16 protein-coding genes are annotated in these 20003 nt (G+C 66.1%); 12 read left to right on the plus strand and 4 right to left on the minus strand.

What is annotated here, in order from left to right; translation table 11 throughout:
* Nucleotides 1–277 precede the first annotated feature (277 nt).
* From ACZ60G_RS17820 to puuE, 5 genes are all read left to right on the plus strand, one after another.
* Nucleotides 278–1135: an FAD binding domain-containing protein gene (locus ACZ60G_RS17820; protein ID WP_465811181.1), complete on the plus strand. Its 858-nt coding sequence runs from the start codon at nucleotides 278–280 to the stop codon at nucleotides 1133–1135.
* Nucleotides 1132–3948, plus strand: a complete 2817-nt coding sequence (locus ACZ60G_RS17825; protein WP_465811182.1) for a molybdopterin-dependent oxidoreductase — start codon at nucleotides 1132–1134, stop codon at nucleotides 3946–3948. The genes ACZ60G_RS17820 and ACZ60G_RS17825 overlap by 4 nt, the downstream gene beginning before the upstream one ends.
* Before the next feature lie 193 nt (nucleotides 3949–4141).
* Nucleotides 4142–5329, plus strand: a complete 1188-nt coding sequence (locus tag ACZ60G_RS17830) for a DUF6986 family protein (protein WP_465811183.1) — start codon at nucleotides 4142–4144, stop codon at nucleotides 5327–5329.
* A complete protein-coding gene (gene alc / locus ACZ60G_RS17835) occupies nucleotides 5326–6312 on the plus strand; it encodes an allantoicase (RefSeq protein ID WP_465811184.1) in 987 nt (328 codons plus the stop codon). Before ACZ60G_RS17830 ends, alc begins: the two co-directional genes overlap by 4 nt.
* A 5-nt stretch (nucleotides 6313–6317) precedes the next feature.
* Nucleotides 6318–7244 carry an allantoinase PuuE gene (gene puuE / locus ACZ60G_RS17840; protein WP_465811185.1) on the plus strand — a complete coding sequence of 309 codons (927 nt, stop codon included), beginning with the start codon at nucleotides 6318–6320 and terminating at the stop codon, nucleotides 7242–7244.
* A gap of 2 nt (nucleotides 7245–7246) precedes the next feature.
* On the opposite strand, the gene ACZ60G_RS17845 is transcribed toward puuE, so the two are convergent.
* Complete coding sequence (locus ACZ60G_RS17845) at nucleotides 7247–8368, minus strand: lipase family protein (RefSeq protein WP_465811186.1); 1122 nt, start codon at nucleotides 8366–8368, stop codon at nucleotides 7247–7249.
* Between the two features lie 432 nt (nucleotides 8369–8800).
* On the opposite strand from ACZ60G_RS17845, the gene aceA reads away from it, so the two are divergent.
* The 6 genes from aceA (at nucleotide 8801) to ACZ60G_RS17875 (ending at nucleotide 15910) form a co-directional block, all read left to right on the plus strand.
* On the plus strand, nucleotides 8801–10090 hold the full coding sequence (gene aceA, locus ACZ60G_RS17850; RefSeq protein WP_465811187.1) for an isocitrate lyase: 1290 nt from the start codon (nucleotides 8801–8803) through the stop codon (nucleotides 10088–10090).
* A 259-nt stretch (nucleotides 10091–10349) separates the two neighbouring features.
* Nucleotides 10350–11219, plus strand: a complete 870-nt coding sequence (locus ACZ60G_RS17855; protein ID WP_465811188.1) for a 3-hydroxybutyryl-CoA dehydrogenase — start codon at nucleotides 10350–10352, stop codon at nucleotides 11217–11219.
* Nucleotides 11220–11545: 326 nt separating this feature from the next.
* Complete coding sequence (gene metE, locus ACZ60G_RS17860; protein WP_465811189.1) at nucleotides 11546–13852, plus strand: 5-methyltetrahydropteroyltriglutamate--homocysteine S-methyltransferase; 2307 nt, start codon at nucleotides 11546–11548, stop codon at nucleotides 13850–13852.
* Between the two features lie 109 nt (nucleotides 13853–13961).
* Nucleotides 13962–14381 carry a VOC family protein gene (locus ACZ60G_RS17865; RefSeq protein WP_040696382.1) on the plus strand — a complete coding sequence of 140 codons (420 nt, stop codon included), beginning with the start codon at nucleotides 13962–13964 and terminating at the stop codon, nucleotides 14379–14381.
* Nucleotides 14381–14947, plus strand: coding sequence for a TetR/AcrR family transcriptional regulator (locus ACZ60G_RS17870; RefSeq protein ID WP_465811190.1), 567 nt, complete (start codon nucleotides 14381–14383; stop codon nucleotides 14945–14947). Before ACZ60G_RS17865 ends, ACZ60G_RS17870 begins: the two co-directional genes overlap by 1 nt.
* Before the next feature lie 78 nt (nucleotides 14948–15025).
* Nucleotides 15026–15910 (plus strand): LLM class flavin-dependent oxidoreductase, encoded by an 885-nt coding sequence (locus ACZ60G_RS17875; protein WP_465811191.1) that lies wholly within the window; start codon nucleotides 15026–15028, stop codon nucleotides 15908–15910.
* Here ACZ60G_RS17875 and ACZ60G_RS17880 read toward each other — a convergent pair.
* Both ACZ60G_RS17880 and ACZ60G_RS17885 read right to left on the minus strand, forming a co-directional pair.
* Nucleotides 15904–16635, minus strand: coding sequence for a ZIP family metal transporter (locus tag ACZ60G_RS17880; protein ID WP_465811192.1), 732 nt, complete (start codon nucleotides 16633–16635; stop codon nucleotides 15904–15906). The two genes, ACZ60G_RS17875 and ACZ60G_RS17880, sit on opposite strands and share 7 nt — an antisense overlap.
* A gap of 177 nt (nucleotides 16636–16812) precedes the next feature.
* Complete coding sequence (locus ACZ60G_RS17885; protein WP_465811193.1) at nucleotides 16813–17379, minus strand: TetR/AcrR family transcriptional regulator; 567 nt, start codon at nucleotides 17377–17379, stop codon at nucleotides 16813–16815.
* Between the two features lie 132 nt (nucleotides 17380–17511).
* Between ACZ60G_RS17885 and ACZ60G_RS17890 the strand changes: the two genes are divergently transcribed.
* A complete protein-coding gene (locus tag ACZ60G_RS17890) occupies nucleotides 17512–18795 on the plus strand; it encodes a phthiocerol/phthiodiolone dimycocerosyl transferase family protein (RefSeq protein ID WP_465811194.1) in 1284 nt (427 codons plus the stop codon).
* Here ACZ60G_RS17890 and ACZ60G_RS17895 read toward each other — a convergent pair whose 3' ends face one another.
* Nucleotides 18796–19998 (minus strand): AI-2E family transporter, encoded by a 1203-nt coding sequence (locus tag ACZ60G_RS17895; RefSeq protein ID WP_465811195.1) that lies wholly within the window; start codon nucleotides 19996–19998, stop codon nucleotides 18796–18798. It lies immediately after the preceding gene.
* Nucleotides 19999–20003 lie beyond the last annotated feature (5 nt).

Genomic DNA, 20003 nt, shown 5'->3' on the forward strand with positions numbered 1-20003 from the left:
CTGGCAAACGACACGTGCGGAGGCTCTCCTCGGCTATTTGTCCGAGGGGCAAACGGTCGCTCGACGGTCCGGCAAGTTGTCACGGATCAAGGCGAATGGCCTGATCAGACGGCATTGCTGAATACTGGAACAGAGATGTCTCGGACTGCGCGATTCGGCGGGCGCGGGTGCTCGATTCGGCGAGTAACGACCGCGCAACCTGGGGCGGTTGTCGCGCAACATCGCGGCAACCCACGGCTTCTACTGTGGCGGCAGCGGTAGTGGAGCGAGGTGTGGCGTGGATCTGGACACGATTCGGGATGTGGTTGTGGCGCGGAGGCGGGCCGACCTGGCCGTTGTGGGCGGGAGTTGTGGGGTGCTCGCCGGGGGGACGTTCTTGTTCTCGGAGCCGCAGGAGGAGTTGGATCGGCTGGTCGATATCAGCGCGCTGGGGTGGCCTGCGTTGACCGAGACGCACGAGGGGTTGGAGATCGCGGCTACCTGCACGTTGGCGGAGTTGTCGGGGGCCGGGGCAGGGCGGGAGTTGGGGGCGGAGATGATGCGGGCGCAGTGGCCGGGGACGACGTTGTTCGCGCAGGCGTGTCGGGCGTTGGTGGCGTCGCACAAGATATGGCGGACGGCGACGGTGGGCGGGAATGTGTGCCTCTCGTTGCCCGCCGGGGCGGTGCTGGGGGCGCTGGTGGCGTTGGACGGTGTCGCGCTGGTGTGGTCGCCGGATGGTTCCGATCGGCGGATTCCCCTGCGGGAGTTCGTACTCGGACCGGGACATAATGTGCTCACCTCGGGTGAAGTGTTGCGATCGATTACCGTTCCGATTCGAAGTCTGCACGCGCGCACTGCATTCCGGAAGATCGCGCTGGCTCCGCTCGGTCGTTCCGGTGCGGTTGTGATGGGCCGACGCGAGGTGGACGGCCGCTGCGCGCTGACCATAACCGCGGCGACGACCCAGCCGATTGTGCTGGATTTCGACGGGGCGCCCGGTGCTGCCGAGGTGCGGGGTGCGGTCGCCGCCATCGAACCGACGCTCTGGTTCGACGATCCGCACGGAGCGCCGGACTGGCGTCGCCATGTCGCCGGGGTGCTGGCCGGTGCGGTTGCGGCCGAGCTGTGCACCGAAGTCGGTGATGGGCAATGAGATTCGAAGTGGATGGTCGAGCGGTACAGGCGGAACCACGTCCGGGCCAATGTCTGCGTACGTTATTGCGCGAAAACGGCCATTTCGCGGTGAAGAAAGGTTGCGATGCGGGCGATTGCGGTGCGTGCACCGTGCAACTCGACGGAATCTCCGTGCACTCGTGCATCATTCCCGCCTACCGCGCTGCCGACCGCACCATAACCACCGCCTCCGGCCTCGGCACCCCAGAAGCGCCGCACCCGGTCCAGCAACGTTTCGTCGACTCCGCCGCCTTCCAATGCGGCTTCTGTACCGCGGGCATGGTGGTCACCGCCGCAGGCCTCGGCTGCGGCGGCTCGACCGCCCCGGATCCCGATGCGCTACCGGAGCTCATGAAGGGAAACCTCTGCCGCTGCACCGGATATCGTGCGATCGCCGATGCGCTGGGTACGCCTCCTGACACGGCCCCGGAGGCCGCCGGAGTATGTGGTGCGGGCCCGATCACAGGCACAAGCCACACTTGGGCATCAGGCGGTCGTGGACACGCGGGCACCGACGTCGGTGCGCCCGCCGGAGCGCGAGTCGTCACCGGCACAGAGCCGTTCACCTTCGATGTCCGTCCGCAGGATGCGGCCACTGATGTGGATGCCGCCACAGCGCCGCCCACGAGCCCACTGCATATCGCCGTCTTACCGAGCCCATACCCCCACGCGCGAATCGTGGCCATCGACACCTCCGCCGCCGAAAACCTGCCGGGCGTGCATGCAGTGCTCACGTACACCGACGCTCCTGATATCGCCTTTTCCACTGCACGCCACGAACTTCGAGTCGACGACCCAGACGACACCTACGTGCTGGATCGCACGGTGCGATTCGTCGGACAGCGGGTCGCCGCCGTAGTGGCGGAGAGCCTGGATATCGCTCGCGCAGGTTGCCGAGCGATACAGGTCGAGTACGAAATCCTGCCCGCCGTATTCGATCCGGCCGAGGCATTGCTGCCGGAAGCGCCGAAACTGCATGGCGATAAGCCGGATTCGGCTCGCATCGTCGATCCCGAACGCAACCTGATCGCTGAGATCAAGGGCGAGGTAGGCGACGTTCAGGCGGGCCTCGCCGCGGCGGCGCAGGTGGTCAGAGGCGTCTGGCATTCGCCGCGCGGCCAGCACGTACATCTGGAAACCCACGGCGGTATCGGCTGGTTGGACGCCGACGGCAGGCTGGTCGTCCGCTGCAGCACGCAGGTCCCGTTCCTGGTGCGCGACGAACTGTGCCAGATATTCGGGCTACCGCGTGACCGGGTGCGGGTATTCGCCAAGCGCGTCGGCGGCGGATTCGGCGCCAAACAGGAAATGCTGGCCGAGGATCTGATAGCACTGGCAGTACTGCGCACCGGCCGGCCCGTGCAATACGAATTCACCCGCTCCGACGAATTCACCAGCGCCACTTGCCGTCATCCGATGCGGGTCGCGGTCACCGCGGGCGCGGATGCCGACGGCATACTGACCGCACTGTCGATCGACGTGCTCGCCGATGCCGGGGCCTACGGCAATCACAGTGCGGGCGTGCTGTTCCACGGCGTCGGCGAATCCATCGAGGTCTACCGCTGCGCCAATAAGCGCGTCGAGGCGAAGACGGTCTACACCAACAATGTTCCCTCGGGCGCATTCCGCGGCTACGGTCTCGGACAGATCATCTTCGGCGTCGAGTCGGCATTGGATGAACTGGCGCGCGAACTCGATATCGACCCATTCGAATTCCGCCGCCGCAATGTCATCGTCCCCGGCGACGCATTCGTCGGCGCGGAAGTCGGCGACAGCGATCTGGACTTCGGCAGTTACGGCCTCGATCAATGTCTAGACCTCGCCGAACGAGCCATATTGCGCGGCAATGGGGTTCGCGCTCCTGGTCCGGACTGGCGAGTGGGCACCGGTATGGCGCTGGCCATGATCGCCACCATCCCACCGCGCGGCCACCGCTCCGAGGCAACCCTCACCCTGCTCCCCGACGGACGCTACGAACTCCGCGTCGGCACAGTCGAATTCGGCAACGGCACTACGACAGTGCACGCCCAACTCGCGGCGACAGCGCTACACACCGACGTACGTCGCATAGTGATCCGCCAATCGGACACCGACGTCGTCGGCTACGACACCGGCGCCTTCGGGTCCACCGGCATCACCGTCGCGGGCAAGGCCTCCTACGCCGCGGCCGTGGCACTGCGTGAGCACATCCTGGTCCGGGCCGCCAAGCTGACTGGTCGCGCCGAAGCGGAGTGCGTCCTGGTGGCCGATGGCGTCCGCTGCGGCGATCGGCTGATCGACGCCACCGAACTCCTGGCCGACGGCGAGTTGTCCGGCCACGGCGAACACGCGGGCAGCCCGCGCTCGGTCAGCTTCAATGTGCAGGCATTCCGGGTTGCCGTGCAGCCCGATACCGGGTTGCTGCGCATCCTGCAATCGGTCCAGGCCGCCGACGCGGGCACGGTACTCAACCCGGTGCAGTGCCGCGGTCAGGTGGTCGGCGGCGTCGCGCAGGCCATCGGCACCGCGCTCTATGAGGACATGCGCTCCGCGCAGGGTGAAGTGACCACGCGGACGCTGCGGCACTATCACATCCCGCAGTTCGCCGATTTGCCGCACACCGAGGTCTACTTCGCCGAAACCGCCGATGACCTGGGCCCTCTCGGTGCCAAGTCAATGAGCGAATCCCCGTACAACCCGGTTGCCCCCGCGCTGGCGAACGCCATCCGCGATGCTGTCGGGGTACGACAGACCGGTTTGCCGATGACCGCGGACCGGATCTGGCGCGCCCTTCAGGAAGGAGACCAGGGGTGAGTACCCAGCGCCGTGAGCGTCAGGCCCGGAGGAGGCAGCGTGCGTAACCACGGAGGGCCCGGGAGCGGCGCAAATCGAACTCAGCGCCGTGAGCGTCAGGCCCGGAGGAGGCAGCGTGCGTAACCACGGAGGGCCGGGGAACGGCGCAAATCCAATACAGCTACCAGAGAATGTCCGCGCTCGCATCGACGCGATGCTCGACACGGTCGACGCCGAGTTGCGGACCCGGTACCCGGGCCCCGACGGCCGGGTCCAGCCGATCCACACCGCCTACGTCCCGGCCGACCGGGCCACCGCCGCGACCCCCGCCGAATGGGGTGCGGCCGCGACAGAGCTGCTCGATCGCCACCACGACCTGCTCGCCGGAATCGACGGCACCGACGCGCTGCCCACCGTGCGCAGCCGACTCGAGCAGCAGCCGATTCAGGACCTGCGCATCGACTTCGAAGACGGTTACGGCTTCCGTGCCGACGCCGAGGAGGACGAGGCAGCCACCAATGCGGGGACGGCACTCGCCGAGTGGGCGAAGCAACCCGGTGGGCCGACCAGTCTCGGCATCCGAATGAAGGGTCTGGCGGGCACCGAACGGATTCGCGCCCTGCGCACCCTCGAGCTGGTCCTGGACGCCGCGGGCGGTGTGCCGACAGGTTTCGTCTTCACGGTCCCGAAGATCCGTGCGGCGGAACAGGCTTCGGCGCTGGTCGCCCTGTGTGACGGACTCGAGCGCGGGTCCGGACTCGCTGCGGGCACCCTGCGATTCGAACTGCAGATCGAGAGCCCGCAGGCGATTATCGCCGCCGACGGTAGCGCCCCGATCGCCGAAATGCTCAGCATGTCCGAAGGTCGTTGCAGTGCTTTGCATTTCGGCACATATGACTACACGGCCGCGTGCGGTATCGCCGCGCCCGATCAGGCGCTCGACCATCCGGCGGCGGACTACGCGAAGTCGGTCATGCAGGTGGCCGCCGCCCAAACCGGGGTGTGGATCTGTGACGGCTCCACCCAGATCGTGCCCGACCGCGATCCGGAATCCGCACTGCGCAACCATCATCGACTCGTCGGCCGGGCGCTGCGCCTCGGTTACTACCAGGGCTGGGATATGCATCCGGGCCACCTGATCACCCGCTGGCTGGCCACCTACGAATTCTTCCGTCGCGCCATCGACGTCGCGGTACCCCGTCTTGTTGCCTACCTCGACCGGCGCTCCGGCGGCGTCATGGACGAGCCCGCTACCGCGGAAGCCTTGGCGGCCACCGTTTTACGCGGCGTGAACTGCGGCGCACGCACCGCCGATGAACTGCGTGCGCTCGCGCCGGAACTGACTCCCGAGGTGCTGCGGGCGCTCGTAGCGCGCGAGCCGATTCCGCAGGAGACGCTGTGAACGACTACGCAGGAGGCGCATTGAACGCGGACTTCACGCTGCTGCCCGATCTAGCGGTGCGGCCGCTCGGTGGATCGGTCATCTGGGCCGATGACGAATTCTTCGCGGAGAAGGAGAATTTGATCAATCCGGGTCCGTCGGAATACCGACCGTCGACCTTCGGGCACAAGGGCCAGATCTATGACGGCTGGGAAACCCGCAGGCACCGCGGCCGCCCCGGCGACGACTCGGCCATCGTGCGCTTGGGCGTGCCCGGCGTGATCCGCGGCATCGTGGTGGACACCGCCTGGTTCAAGGGCAACTATCCACCCGCGGTTTCGATCTCCGCACTCGAAATCGACGGCTATCCGCCCGCGGAAACCATTGCCGAGCGCGACGATTGGGTGCCCCTGATCGACCGCGCCCCGGTAACCGGCGACAGCCGCAATCCGTTCGCGATCGAGAACGAAAACCGTTGGACCCATGTGAAACTCACCATGCACCCGGACGGCGGTGTCGCCCGGTTGCGCGTACACGGCGAGGGCAGGCCCGACCCGAAGCTGTTCGGCCTCGGCCCACTGGACTTGGCAGCACTGGAAAACGGCGCCCTGGTCCTCGACTGCTCCAACCGCTTCTACAGTTCGCCGAACCAGCTGCTCTACCCCGGCCTGGCACGAAAAATGGGCGACGGCTGGGAAACCGCCCGCCGCCGCGACGACAGCAACGACTGGGTGCACATCCGGCTGGCCGGGCCCGGCCTCATCCGTCTCGCCGAGATCGATACTTCGTACTTTCTCGGCAATAGCCCCGGCTCGGCCCGGCTCACCGGCCGCACCACCGACGGCACCGAACTCGAATTGCTCCCGCGCACCGAACTGCTGCCCGACACCAGGCACCGCTTCGCGGTCGCGCCGATGGCGGCCTCGGTCGAGGAGGTCCGCCTGGATATCTACCCAGACGGCGGGCTCGCGCGGCTGCGCCTCTACGGCGAACTCGGGGGCTGAGCGGCATGGGCGAACGAGATTTCGTCGGCTACGGTGCGACGCCACCGGATCCGCAGTGGCCCGATGGTGCGAAGATCGCGGTCCAGTTCGTCCTCAATTACGAAGAGGGCGCCGAGCAGAATGTGCTCGACGGCGATCCGCATTCGGAGACGTTTCTCTCGGAAATGACTCCCGCGCAAGCCTTTCCGAATCGCCACATGAGCATGGAATCGCTTTACGAATACGGGTCCCGCGCCGGACTGTGGCGGATCCTGCGCGCCTTCGAACGCCACGACCTACCGCTGACCATCTTCGCCGTCGCCCGTGCCATGCAGCGAAATCCGGAGGCGGTGGCCGCCTTTCGGGATCTCGGCCACGAAATCGCCTGCCACGGTCTGCGCTGGCAGTCCTACCAGCTCACCGACCGCGACACCGAGCGCGAGCATATGGCCGAGGCCGTGCGCATCCTCACCGAACTCACCGGCGCGGCCCCGCTCGGCTGGTACACCGGCCGCGACTCCCCGCACACCAGGGAACTGGTGGTAGAGCACGGCGGTTTCGTCTACGACTCCGACTCCTACGCCGATGATCTCCCGTACTGGGTCACCGTGCACGGCCGGAACCACCTGGTCGTCCCGTACACCCTCGACACCAACGACATGCGCTTCGCCTCACCCGCGGGTTTCCCGAGCGGCGAGCAATTCTTCGCCCACCTCCGCGACGCCTTCGACGTGCTCTATCGCGAAGGCGCGGAGGGCAGTCCGAAGATGCTGTCGATCGGTCTGCACTGCCGTCTGGTCGGCCGCCCGGCCCGCCTCGCCGCGCTGGAACGTTTCCTCGACCACGTCCAGTCGCATGCCGACGTGTGGATCGCGCGCCGCATCGATATCGCCGAGCACTGGCGTCGGGTGCATCCGGCTGTCCAGGGGGACGGCAGCGGGCGGCGTGGGTAAGCTCAGCCGAACAGATTCCGCACGAACGGCAGCGAATCCGGCAGCGACGCATTGACGGTCCCGCTGTGATCCTCCGAATATGTATGCAGCGTGACCGGCTGCCGATTCGCCTCGAGCACCGCGGCGTACCGCAGCGTCTCCGGCGTCACCACATCGGTGTCGCGCAGCCCCTGCCCCAGGAACAGCGGCCTGTCGTAACCGGATTCGGGCAGGCCGAGGTATCCGGTCAACAGCCCGTGCAGGTCCGGGATCTCGAGCAGCGGGCGTGAGAACAGGTCACCGATCACCACACCGTCGGCCGCGAGCGCATCGCTGAGCGGGGTGATGCAGGCCTCGCGGGCACGGGCGAGCCAGTCGCGGCCGGACTCGGTCAGATACGAATCGATATTCAGCGCCGGATAGGTGGTGCGCAGGCCGTTGAGGATGTAGAGCACGTACGCCGACGAGTGCGGTGACAATTTCACCGGCGGCACATGCGGACCGAGCGGCAACAGAATGTCCTGGATATACGCCGGTATGCCGGTGCCGACCGCGCCGCGGTAGTCCAGTTCGGGTCCGCCGAATTCGGAGGCGTAGCGCGCCGTGTAGACGGCAGCACCGGCGCCCTGTGACTGACCTACGACCACCCACTTCTTCGCCAGCGACGAGTACTGCCTGGTGGCGGCCCGCACCGCATCGACGACATTGTGCGCGACCACGACGCCATTGAGATACGGATGTTCACCTGGCGTGCCGAGCCCGGCGTAATCCGCGGTGACGATGGCATAGCCCTGCCGCAGCCACGTCTCCAGATACGCCCAGTCCCGCTCGACCGCGCTCGGCCCGGCGATGCTGTAGGCGCAGTCGTCGCCGAGTCCGACCGTGCCGTGCGCCCACGCGATCACCGGCCAACCACCCTCGGGTGCTTCCCCGGGCGGGAAGTAGACCGCGGCACCGGCCACCGTCGGCACGTCGTTCGCGGTGGTCGTCTCGTACAGGATGCGGCTGGAATTCGCCGAACCGGGCGGTGTCGCCACCGCGGCCAGCGGCGCGACGGATTCCACCGCGCCCGGATCGGCGCTCGCCACAGGCAGTTGCAGGCCTAGACCACATACGACGGCAACGGCGAACCACAGTTTCCGCATAAAGGCTCCTCTCGGACGCGGAACGTCTGACCGCGATGGACGCGGTCTGCCCATCGAACCATCGGCGCGCATTTCGAGGTGGCGGAGGCCACACGGAGGCTTGTGAAGGTGCTCACAACCCGGAATGCCGGGCGCGTCGGATGGCAGCCCGTCGGGCGATCTCAAACAGTACGAGCGTTACGCTAAAACCGCATGTCAGCGCTACCGGCGGGTAGGTTTCACGCGTGCAATTCGCAGGCAAATTTCGCAAGGTTAGCAAAGGCCAGGCGAAACCTAGCTCGGATTCACACTTGCAACAGGTAGACGGCTATTTCCTGGTGTGCCATCGTGTGGAAGTACACCCCATGGGCCTAGCAAGCCTGCAAATTGCCGCCACAGCAGTTCGAGTGATGCTCGACCGTGGGGCACCGAAACGAAGAAGTGGAGTCAGAGATGTCGAACGCCGGCACCCCGAAGACCGCTGCGGAGATCCAGCAGGATTGGGACACCAACCCGCGCTGGAAGGGCGTCACCCGCAACTACAACGCCGAGCAGGTGTCGAAGCTGCAGGGCACCGTCGTCGAAGAGGCCACCCTCGCCCGTCGTGGCTCGGAGATCCTCTGGGATCTCGTCAACAACGAGGACTACATCAACTCCCTCGGTGCCCTGACCGGTAACCAGGCGGTCCAGCAGGTCCGTGCCGGCCTGAAGGCCATCTACCTGTCCGGTTGGCAGGTCGCCGGTGACGCGAACCTGTCCGGCCACACCTACCCGGACCAGTCGCTGTACCCGGCCAACTCGGTTCCGTCCGTGGTCCGCCGCATCAACAACGCGCTGCTGCGCGCCGACGAGATCGCCAAGGTCGAGGGCGACACCTCGGTCCAGAACTGGCTGGCCCCGATCGTCGCCGATGCCGAGGCCGGCTTCGGTGGCGCGCTGAACGCCTACGAACTGCAGAAGGCCATGATCGCCGCCGGCGCCGCCGGTGTGCACTGGGAGGACCAGCTGGCCTCCGAGAAGAAGTGTGGCCACCTGGGCGGCAAGGTGCTGATCCCGACCCAGCAGCACATCCGCACCCTGACTTCCGCGCGTCTGGCCGCCGACGTCGCCGACGTGCCTTCGGTGATCATCGCCCGCACCGACGCCGAGGCCGCCACCCTGATCACCTCGGACGTGGACGAGCGCGACCGTGAGTTCCTGGACGGCACCCGCACCGCCGAGGGCTTCTTCGGTGTGCAGAACGGCATCGAGCCCTGCATCGCGCGTGCCAAGGCCTACGCCCCCTACGCCGACCTGATCTGGATGGAGACCGGCGTGCCGGACCTCGAGGTCGCGCGCAAGTTCGCCGAGTCCGTCCGCGGCGAGTTCCCGGACCAGCTGCTGGCCTACAACTGCTCGCCGTCCTTCAACTGGAAGGCGCACCTGGACGACGCGACCATCGCGAAGTTCCAGCGTGAGCTCGGCGCGATGGGCTTCAAGTTCCAGTTCATCACCCTGGCCGGCTTCCACTCGCTCAACTACGGCATGTTCGACCTGGCCTACGGCTACGCCCGCGAGGGCATGACCGCCTTCGTCGACCTGCAGGAGCGCGAGTTCAAGGCCGCCGCGGAGCGTGGCTTCACCGCCATCAAGCACCAGCGTGAGGTCGGTGCCGGCTACTTCGACACCATCGCCACCACCGTGGACCCGAACACCTCGACGGCGGCCCTGAAGGGTTCCACCGAAGAGGGTCAGTTCCACTGAGCTCGACCAGCCCGCAGTAATGCAGGCCGATAGCCCCCTCTAAGGGTGTACCGCCCTCCCCGCTGAACAGCCCCAGCGGGGAGGGCATCCCTATACCTTGGACCATCGAAGGCCCCGCTCATACCGGAGCAGGCACCTTCGACCCGACGCGATCGTCAAGGCACGGAGGCGGAAGCTTGCGTAACCACGCAGGGCCTCGATCGCGGCAAAATTCAACACAAGCCACCCGACAGCCAGACAAAAACAGCAGGAGCGGGACGTGAGCAGCGAGAAGATTCAGCGCGTCGGCATCATCGGTGCCGGCCAGATGGGTGCCGGCATCGCGGAGGTGTGTGCGCGGGCGCATATCGACGTGCTCGTCTACGAACAGACCCGGGAGCTAGCCGCCGCTGGTCGCGCCCGCATCCTGCGCTCGCTCGACCGCGGCGTCAGCAGCGGCAAGATCACCGAGCGCGAGCGCGAACAGGCCGCATGGCGACTGCGGTTCACCTCCGACCTCGGCGACTTCGCCGACCGCCAGCTGGTGGTCGAGGCGGTGCTCGAGGACGAGAAGGTCAAGACCGCCATCTTCGCCGAGCTCGACAAGGTGGTCACCGACGCGGACGCCGTGCTGGCCTCCAACACCTCTTCCATCCCGATCATGAAGATCGCCGTCGCCACCGCCAACCCGGAGCGCGTGGTCGGCATGCACTTCTTCAACCCGGTGCCGGTGCTGCCGCTGGTCGAGCTGGTCACCACGCTGAAGACCAGCGAGGCGGTGTCCGCGCGGGCCGAGGCATTCGCCGGCGATGTGCTGGGCAAGCAGGTCGTGCGCTCGGCCGACCGCTCCGGTTTCGTGGTGAACGCGCTGCTGGTGCCGTACCTGCTCTCGGCCATCCGGATGGTCGAATCCGGCTTCGCCACCAAGGAAGACGTCGACAAGGCGATGGTGCTCGGCTGTGCCCACCCGATGGGTCCGCTGGCGCTCACCGACCTGGTCGGCCTCGACACCGTGAAGTCCATCGCCGACTCCATGTACCAGGAGTTCAAGGAGCCGCTGTACTCGGCGCCGCCGCTGCTGATGCGCATGGTCGAGGCCGGTCTGCTCGGCAAGAAGACCGGCGCGGGCTTCTACCAGTACAAGGTCTGAGTTGATCCGAATTCGCGGCTCGGCTCATCTCGAGCCGGCCCGTGAACGGCGCTTGTCGATGCATTCATCGGCATAAGCTGTTCCGAAAGTGCAGGGCGTGGTCGGTGACCTGGGCAGTTGGGTGACGACCACGGAGCGAGTCTGACGAGCGACCCGTTCGCGGCCCGTCTCGCGGCCGAGTCGTCGAAGCGCATGCGACGAAGTCGCGAGTCTCGACGGCGCCGCTAGCGACTGCGTGCAGGTCGCTCGAAAGGGTCGGCCGCGAGACGGGCCGCGAACACGCCGCGACCGCGCGGCCAAGAACACAGCAAGGGAGTACCCCGCTCATGGTCAATGTCACCGACGGATACGGGTCGAGCATTCTCGGCTACCCGAGGATCGGGCCGCACCGGGAACTCAAGCGGGCCCTCGAGGGCTATTGGCGTGGTGGGGTCTCCCGCGACGAGCTGCTCGCGGTCGGGCGCGATATCCAGGAGCGGCAGTACAACGGGCTGGCCGCCACCGGTCTGACCCAGGTGCCCGGCAATACCTTCTCCTTCTACGACCACATTCTCGACAATGCGCTGCTGTTCGGTGCGGTGCCCGCGCGGTTCAAGGCCTACCAGGACGAGCTGCACCCGCTGGACTTCTACTTCCTGATGGCGCGCGGTCGTCCGGATCTGCCGCCGCTGGAGCTGGTGCGGTTCTTCGGTACGAATTACCACTACCGCCAGCCCGAACTCGACGAGAACACCGAATTCTCGCTGCACCCCGAGGCTTTGCTCGACGAATGGGATCGCGCCAAGGCCGCTGATATCGAGCTGCGTCCGGTGGTGGTGGGTCCGGTGTCGCTGCTGCTGCTGTCCAAGGCGGGCCATATCCCCGGTGAGGCAGGCGGTTTCGACACGCTCAGCCTGTTGGACAAGTTGCTGCCGGTGTACGAGGAGCTGTTCGAGATCCTCGCCAAGCGCGGGTCCACCTGTGTGCAGCTCGACGAGCCGTGCTTCACCAGTGAGCGCACTCCGGCCGAGCTGGCCGCGTTCGAGCGTGCCTACCAACGACTTTCGACCTCGGCCCTGCGGCCGCGCATGCTGGTCACCGGGCAGTACGGCGATTTCGGTGAGGCGCTGCGCATTCTGGCCGAAACCAATGTCGAGGCAATCGGATTGGATCTGGCCAGTTACCGGATCCAGCCCGAAGAGCTCGCGGAGATTCCCGGCATTCGGCGTAAGCGCCTGTACGCGGGTGTGATCGGCGGTCTCAATGTGTGGCGCGCGGATCGCTATGTGACGCTGGAATACCTGAACGAGCTGGCCGAGGTGTGCCCCGATCTCGTGGTGTCCACCGGCACGACACTGCTGCACGTGCCCTATGACGTGCTCGCCGAATATGAGATCGAGGGCAATGTCGCCGACCGTCTCGCGTTCGCGCGGCAGAAGGTCGGCGAGGTGGTTTCGCTCGCCAAGGCGCTCACCGAGGGGCCCTCGGACAAGTGGCGCAAGCGGCCGACCGAGGTGCACTTCAAGCAGAAACACGCGGTGCGGCAACGGGTTTACGCGATCACGCCCGATATGCGCTCGCGCGAACCGTACGAGGTGCGCCGCGAAGCCCAGCAGCGCAAGCTGAATCTGCCGCCGGTGCCCGCGACCACACTGGGTTCCTTCCCGCAGACCAACAGGATTCGCCAGGCCCGCTACGACCTGGGCCAGGGCAAACTGTCCTACGACGAATACCGCAAGAAGATCGAGGCCGAGATCGAGGCCACGATCCGCCTGCAGGAGGACATCGGCCTCGATGTGCTCGTGCACGGTGAGCACGAGCGCAACGACATGATCCAGTACTTCGCCGAGCTGCTCGACGGCTTCGCGACCACCCACTTCGGCTGGGTCCAGGTGTACGGATCCCGTTGTGTGCGACCGCCGATCATCTATGGTGACGTCTCGCGGCCCGCGCCGATGTCGGTCGAGTGGATCAGCTATGCCCAGTCGCTGACCGATAAGCCGGTCAAAGGCATGGTCACTGGTCCGGTCACCATGCTCGCGCGTTCGTTCGTGCGCCAGGATCAGCCGCTGTTCGAGACCGCCGATCAGGTCGCGCTCGCTATTCGCGATGAGGTCGCGGATCTCGAACGGGCCGGGATCTCGATCATCCAGGTCGACGAGCCCGCCATTCGTGAGTTGCTACCCATGCGTCCGCAGGGGCGCGCCGAATATCTGCGGTGGGCGGTCGGGGCATTCCGCCTGGCCACCTCCGGCGTCAAGCCGGAGACCCAGATCCACACGCATATCGGCTATTCCGGTCGCACCGAGGTGGTCGACGCGATCGAGGAGCTCGATGCCGATGTCACCGCGATCGTGGCGACCCGCTCGATCGAATGGGTGCTGAAGGCACTCAAGGAAGATTCCGCATCGGGTCACGGCCTGAGTCACGGCGTCGGTCCCGGTGTCTACGAGAGCCGTTCGGCGCGGATCCCGGACATCGATGAGCTCGACGAATTGCTCACGGCCGCAGCCGAAGCCATCAGTCCGGAACGCCTGTGGGCGAATCCGGACGGCGGACTGAAGACCCGGCACTACTGGCAGCTGGAGCCCTCGCTGCGCAATTTGGTCGCGGCCGCGCGCCGTGTTCGCCGGCGGGCAACGCCGACGGAGTAATACCGAAGACGAAGGCCGCCGCCATGTCTCGGACGTGGCGGCGGTCTTTTGCGGCTCGGGTGATGGACGCCGTATCGAATCGGTACAGTATGTACCGTATTGTTGAGATATGGCTGAGCAGACATGGCCCGAGTCGTTGCCGGTGGCCCAGGTTCGAATTGCCAGGCCCACCGATCGGTTGGTAGAGGTCGTGCGGTTCTACGTCGAGGGGTTGGGACTGCGCGAGCTCTACCGATTCGAAAATCACGCGGGCTACGACGGCGTGATGCTCGGATTGCCGGGCACCGGATATCACCTGGAGTTCACCACCCACGTGGACGGCAGCCCCGGCGATGCGCCGAGCGCGGAAAACCTGCTGGTGCTCTACTTTTCGACCGAAACGCAGATGTACGACGTCGCACAGCGTCTCGGTGAATTCGGGGTGGAGCCGGTGCCCGCGGAGAATCCGTATTGGGCGGCCAACGGCGGCTTGACCTTTCCGGATCCGGACGGTTGGCGAGTCGTTCTGATGCCGCGTCCGGTGTTCTGATGCCGGGACGCACACGCGAAGACCGCATCGACACCGCGGTACTTGCTGCGGCGCGAGAGCTGTTGGGCGAGAACGGTTATGCCGAGTTGTCCATTGGCCGGGTAGCGGCCAGAGCCGGTGTGCACCGCCCGGCGATCTACCGCCGCTGGCCCTCCAAACGCCACCTCGTTGTCGATATCGTCGCCGACCTGCTGGGTTTGCAACCAACGCCGAACACCGGCGACCTGCGTGCCGATCTGACCATCGCCATGCGCAATCTGATTGCCGCACTGCGCGATACCTCGCTGAGCCACGTATTACCCGCGCTGGTGGCGGATCTCGCCAACGACCCGGATCTGCGCGCCCACTTCCTGGCAACGGTATTCGAACCACGCAGGCGAACCACCACGAGCGCCCTGGAATCGGCCATCCACCGAGGCGAGATCGACCCGGGTATCGATCTCGATTTCGTCCTCGACGCGGTCGCCGCCCCGATCTACTACCGCGCCCTTTTCGGCCATCTACCGCTCACTGAACCGCTCGCTGACCAGTCGGTGGATGCCGTGCTGCGCGCAATCACTCACTGACCGGCCGGAATGGGCGGGCAGGCTGTTGGAGTTGATCTGATGGCCTTTGTCAGGACACCGGAATCGGGAGCCAACGCCATGCCCTCAGGAGAAACAGTCAGCAACGCCCTTCGGCTCGGTATCGCCCCGCATCGGTTGTGGCCCGACAATGCCAGCGAACTCGACGACGTCGTCGAAACCGCTTGTACCGCAGAGCAATTGGGCTTCGACCACATTGTCGCCGGGAGTCATGTGCTCGCTGGTGACCTGGGTGTCACGCATGAGCCGCTGATCATGCTGTCGGCCATCGCGGGTGCGACCTCGCGCATCGGTATCGCGACCAGCGTGCTGATCCTGCCGCTGTACAACCCCGTCGTACTGGCCCATCAGACCGCGACGCTCGACCGTCTATCGCGTGGGCGGTTCACGCTCGGCGTCGGAACGGGCTGGGACCGTGCTGAATTCGATGCGGTCGGGGTGCCGTTCGGGGAACGCGGCAAACGCGCCGGTGAGTATCTGGAAGCGCTGTCATCGTTGTGGCGGGGTGAGTCCGAGCCGCGGATCGGTATCGCGCCGCGCACGGCCGGTGGACCACCGGTATGGGTCGGCGGGCAGAGCGACGCCGCGCTGCGCAGAGCCGTGCGCTTCGGTAGCGCATGGCACGGTTCGGTCGCCGATCCCGCCGAACTGCGTCGAATCCGCCAGCGGCTCAGCGAGCTTGCCGAAGCATCCGGCGTCGAGAGGCGGCCGCAACTGACGTCGGTGGCCTTCGTGGTCCCACCCGGGTTCACTGCCATCAGCCGCGATCCAGGTCGGCTGCTCGGTGGCGGGCAGCCGACGGCCGCAAGCATTGTCGACGAACTGGGAGCCCTACACGAAGCCGGGCTTCATGCCTGCTCGATCTGGCTGCCGGTACCTGCTCCCGCATTCGCCGACGCGATGGCCTGGGTGGCTCGAGAGGTGCTGCCGGAGCTCGGTCAGTGACTGAGCGCGGCGACGACGAGCATGAATGTCGCGCCGGTGACGGTGCAGGCGAGGGTCAGGCGGGACGGGTGTTCGGCGTGGGCCTCGGGGAGGATGTCGGCGGTGGCGAGGTAGAGCAGGAATCCGGCGAAGTAGCCGAGGTAGAGGCCGACGGTCCCGGCGGGAACTCGGATGACGGTGCCGATCACCGCACCGATGACCGGGGCGATGGCGTCCAGGGCGAGCAGGGTCAGTGCGCGTCTGCGGGCGGAGCCGTAGAGAGTGGTGATGGTGAAAGTGTTGAAGCCGTCGGCGAAGTCGTGACAGATGACGGCGATGGCGACTGCGATGCCGACGGTGGCTCCGGCTTGGAAGCCCAATCCGATGCCGAGACCGTCGAGGGTGCTGTGGAAGATCAGCCCGGCCGCCGCGACCAGCCCGACGGATTCGAAACCGTGCTTGTGTGAACCGAATTCGCCTTCATGGCCGGTGTGGATGGCGACCGCGCGCTCGATCACATGGATGGTGACGAAGCCGAACACGGTGGCGACGAGCGCCGCCGGGACACCGAGCACGATATCCCCCGACTGCTCCAATGCCTCCGGCAGCAGGTCGAAGAACACCACACCCAACATGACACCCGCCGCCAGCCCCAGCACCAGATGTTTGCGGTCGCCGATCCGGACCGCCACCAGCCCGCCGAGCAGCGTCGAGCACATCGATACCAGCGCAAGCAGAATCGCCATCGGTCCAGCATCTGTCACCCGCTGCCGACGCGAAGCGATATCCGCGCAGTAAGTTCGCTGCCTGTTCGCGATGCTGCCGGCCCACGGCACCGGCAGCGGCCGCTATGGCGCGCCGAGCGCGATACGTCATGCGGAGCGGGACCCGCCCGAAAGCACGCCTCGGCGACGATGCGGCGGCTATGTCCCGCCGTCAGCTGGGAGCAAGGTGGCGAGAGTGCGCAGACCCGCGGTGATGTCGGTGGCGGTCGGGGCGTTTTCCGGGTCGACCAGGTGTTGAATCAGCAGCCCGCCGATCATGGTTTGCAGGAGGGCGCCGAGTCGAGCGTCCTGCGCGGCGGGGCCGAAAAAGCCGGCTAGTTCGGTGCGCGCCCGTTCCTGGGCGGAGCCGAGTTCGGCACGCAGTTCGGGGGAGTGCAGTGCCTGGGCCAGACTTTCGCCATTGGCGGTCCAGAGGGCGTGATCCTTGGTGAACGAGGTGATCAGCTGCTGTAAAAAGTCTTGCAGTCGCGCGGCCGGATCCGCGGTGTCGCGGGCGGGGAGTGAATCGAGAATCTGCTGGACCGCATCCGCGCTCGATTCCATCATCGCCTGATTGAGCAGCTTGTCGCGGGTGCCGAAGTGGTAGTTGATGGCGGCCAGATTGGTGCCGGAGGCGGCCACGATATCCCGCACGGTGGTACGTGCGTATCCGCGTTCGGCCAGGCACTGCTTGGCCGCGGCGAGCAGATCTTCTCGGGTTCCCACCTTCGCACCTTATCAGCGTGGAAAACATCTGTTTGTGACGAATGTTTCAAACGCACGTTTGTGACAAGCGTTTGAAACGTCTGTATGTTGAGGACGTAGCTTGCTCCGCCACACGGAAGTACGAGACGACCAATGACCGAACAGCGACCACTTTCTTCCTTCGAACTCATCTATTTCGGCTCCGAAACCCATCTCGGCAGCGTGCCGACCGGCGGTATGCCGCTGTTCATCGGATCCACCGTGCACGGCCTGCTGGATGCCGAGATCCTGCGCCGGGTACTCGACGAACTGGCGGCCGACCATCCACTGCTGCGCAGCAAGCCGGTGGCCGATGCCGACGGCACTATGTATTTCCGCCCGGACGACGCCTACCGGCCGCGCCTCGAGATCATCGATGGCGGTGAAGCCGAATACCTGAATCTGGTCAACGGACCACGGGATTGGCGCGACGGCCTGTTCCGCGCGCATCTGCTCCGCGACAGTGACCGCGATCAGATCGTCCTGGTCATCCATCACGGAATCGCCGATGGCAGATCGGCATTCGCACTGCTTGCGCAGATGTGGCAGCGCTATACCGCACATGCGACGGGAATCGCGCTGCCACAGTCGGACTCCGCTCGGGAATTGCCGGAGGCCGCCGATATCCAACTTGCCGCGGTCGTCTCGGATGCGGAGGTTGCCGGGTGGCTCGACCAAGCCCGCGCCGTGGCCGCGACGATGGGTCCGGAATCGGCTCCGCGCACCTTACCGATCGACGGGATCGGCGACGATCCGCTGGGCCGGTTCGCTGTGCATCGAATCGAATTGGATACCAAGGAAACCCAGCACCTGGTCGACGCCGCTCGTGCGCACGGGCTTTCGCTCAACAGCCTGCTCGGCGGCGCCGCACTCGTCGCATTCCGCTCCCAGCTCGAACCCGCGACAGGAACGCTCCCGGTATTCTGCGGCCACGCGGTGGACGTGCGATCCGAGCTGAACCTGCCCGCACACACGATGCTGAATTGCGCTTCCGGCGCGGGCACCTTCGCGCTCGTCGCCGAGAACGCGGGCCCGATCGAGATCGCACACGAGGTGGCCGAGGGCATGGCGGCCGCACTGAAGCAGCGGGAAGCCCCCATATTCCTGCTCGCCTCGCAGCGCGTCCAGGACGAGGCGACCGCTGCGGTGCTCGCCGCATCGCCGACCGTCGCCATCTCCAATATCGGTCGCCTGCCGGCACATTCGATCCCGGACGGCATCCGCCACATTCGCGACGACGTCTACGCCATGGGCCCCGGCATGCCGCCGAAGCTCACCGTCTTCACCATCGGCGGCCGCCTGACCATCCAGGTCGAGTACGACACCGTCCAGCACAGTCGCGCCCAGCTGGGCAAGGTCAGCATGGCACTGATCGATGCGCTGCAGCGGATTGAATGATCACTCCGGTGGCCGACTCCGGCCGCTGAGGCGAATGGTCAACTGACGCGTCCACTTTCGTTGTTTCTTCGGCGACCGCTCGGGCTTTTCGGTATCGCTGTCCGCCTCGACCTCATAGCGACGGATGTAGGCGCCCGCGAACGCCTGCACCGTCGCGGTCACCGGTATCGCCAGCAGCGCACCGGTCGGTCCGAGTATCGCCGCACCCGCTATGACCGCGCCGAATGCCACGGCCGGATGCATATCCAGCGTGGTCGCGGTGATTCTCGGTTGCAGGACATAGTTTTCGAATTGCTGATACACCACGATGAAGCCCAGAACCCACAGCGCGGTCGACGGACCGTGCACCAGTGCGACGAGCACCGGCAGCGCTCCGGCGAGATAGGTGCCGACGGTCGGAATGAACTGCGAGACAACGCCGACCCACAGCGCGAGGGCGAATGCGGACGGCACATCGAGGATGCGCAGTGCGACATAGTGCGCGATCGTCGAGCACAGTGCGAGCAGGCCGCGCGAGTAGATATAGCCGCCGGTCTTGTCGACGGCGATATCCCAGGCGCGCAATACATGTCGCTGGCGGTGTGGCGGCAGCAGCGAGCAGACCGCATTGCGGAAGCGCGGTCCGTCGGCGGCGAAGTAGTAGGTGAACAGCAGCACACCGAGGGACTGGAAGATGGCCCCGATCGCGGCGGTGCCGACACCCCAGGCATTCCCCGCCAGCCCGACCAGATAGCGGTCGATGGTGGTACTCCACTCACCGAGGTACTTGCGCAGATCGTTGCCGGACAGATTCGTCTTGAAGGTGCGATTGACCCAGTCGACGGCCTGATCCGCGTTTTCCGGCGCGTTCTTGACCAGGGTGGTGACCTGATCGACCAGCAGCGCGCCGAGCGTCCACACGAATGCGACAATGCCGACGGCCAACACCAGGAAGACCACCCCGGTCGCCAGCCCGCGCCGGACACCGCGCGCGGCAAGCCAATTCACCGCAGGCTCGATGGCGAAGGCCAGGAACAGCGAAACCAGCAGCACCAACAGGAAACCCTGCAGTTTCTGCAGAACCCAGAAGCCGAACACCAGCCCGGCCACCGTCGCCGCCGCGAGCAGGAACGCTCGCAACAGCCACGGTGGCGGCCCTGCGGTCACATCGGCGGTGACCACCGCCGTTTCGGCGGGCGGGGATTGCTCTTCATCCGCAGACACATTCG

It is taken from the genome of Nocardia sp. NPDC102475, assembly GCF_055584605.1.

Bases quoted from the DNA above. Each gene is read 5' to 3' on its own strand.
- ACZ60G_RS17825 (WP_465811182.1), top strand. From the start codon at position 1,132: ATGAGATTCGAAGTGGATGGTCGAGCGGTACAGGCGGAACCACGTCCG.
- ACZ60G_RS17830 (WP_465811183.1), top strand. From the start codon at position 4,142: ATGCTCGACACGGTCGACGCCGAGTTGCGGACCCGGTACCCGGGCCCC.
- puuE (WP_465811185.1), top strand. From the start codon at position 6,318: ATGGGCGAACGAGATTTCGTCGGCTACGGTGCGACGCCACCGGATCCG.
- ACZ60G_RS17845 (WP_465811186.1), bottom strand. From the start codon at position 8,368: ATGCGGAAACTGTGGTTCGCCGTTGCCGTCGTATGTGGTCTAGGCCTG.
- aceA (WP_465811187.1), top strand. From the start codon at position 8,801: ATGTCGAACGCCGGCACCCCGAAGACCGCTGCGGAGATCCAGCAGGAT.
- metE (WP_465811189.1), top strand. From the start codon at position 11,546: ATGGTCAATGTCACCGACGGATACGGGTCGAGCATTCTCGGCTACCCG.
- ACZ60G_RS17865 (WP_040696382.1), top strand. From the start codon at position 13,962: ATGGCTGAGCAGACATGGCCCGAGTCGTTGCCGGTGGCCCAGGTTCGA.
- ACZ60G_RS17870 (WP_465811190.1), top strand. From the start codon at position 14,381: ATGCCGGGACGCACACGCGAAGACCGCATCGACACCGCGGTACTTGCT.
- ACZ60G_RS17875 (WP_465811191.1), top strand. From the start codon at position 15,026: ATGCCCTCAGGAGAAACAGTCAGCAACGCCCTTCGGCTCGGTATCGCC.
- ACZ60G_RS17880 (WP_465811192.1), bottom strand. From the start codon at position 16,635: ATGGCGATTCTGCTTGCGCTGGTATCGATGTGCTCGACGCTGCTCGGC.
- ACZ60G_RS17890 (WP_465811194.1), top strand. From the start codon at position 17,512: ATGACCGAACAGCGACCACTTTCTTCCTTCGAACTCATCTATTTCGGC.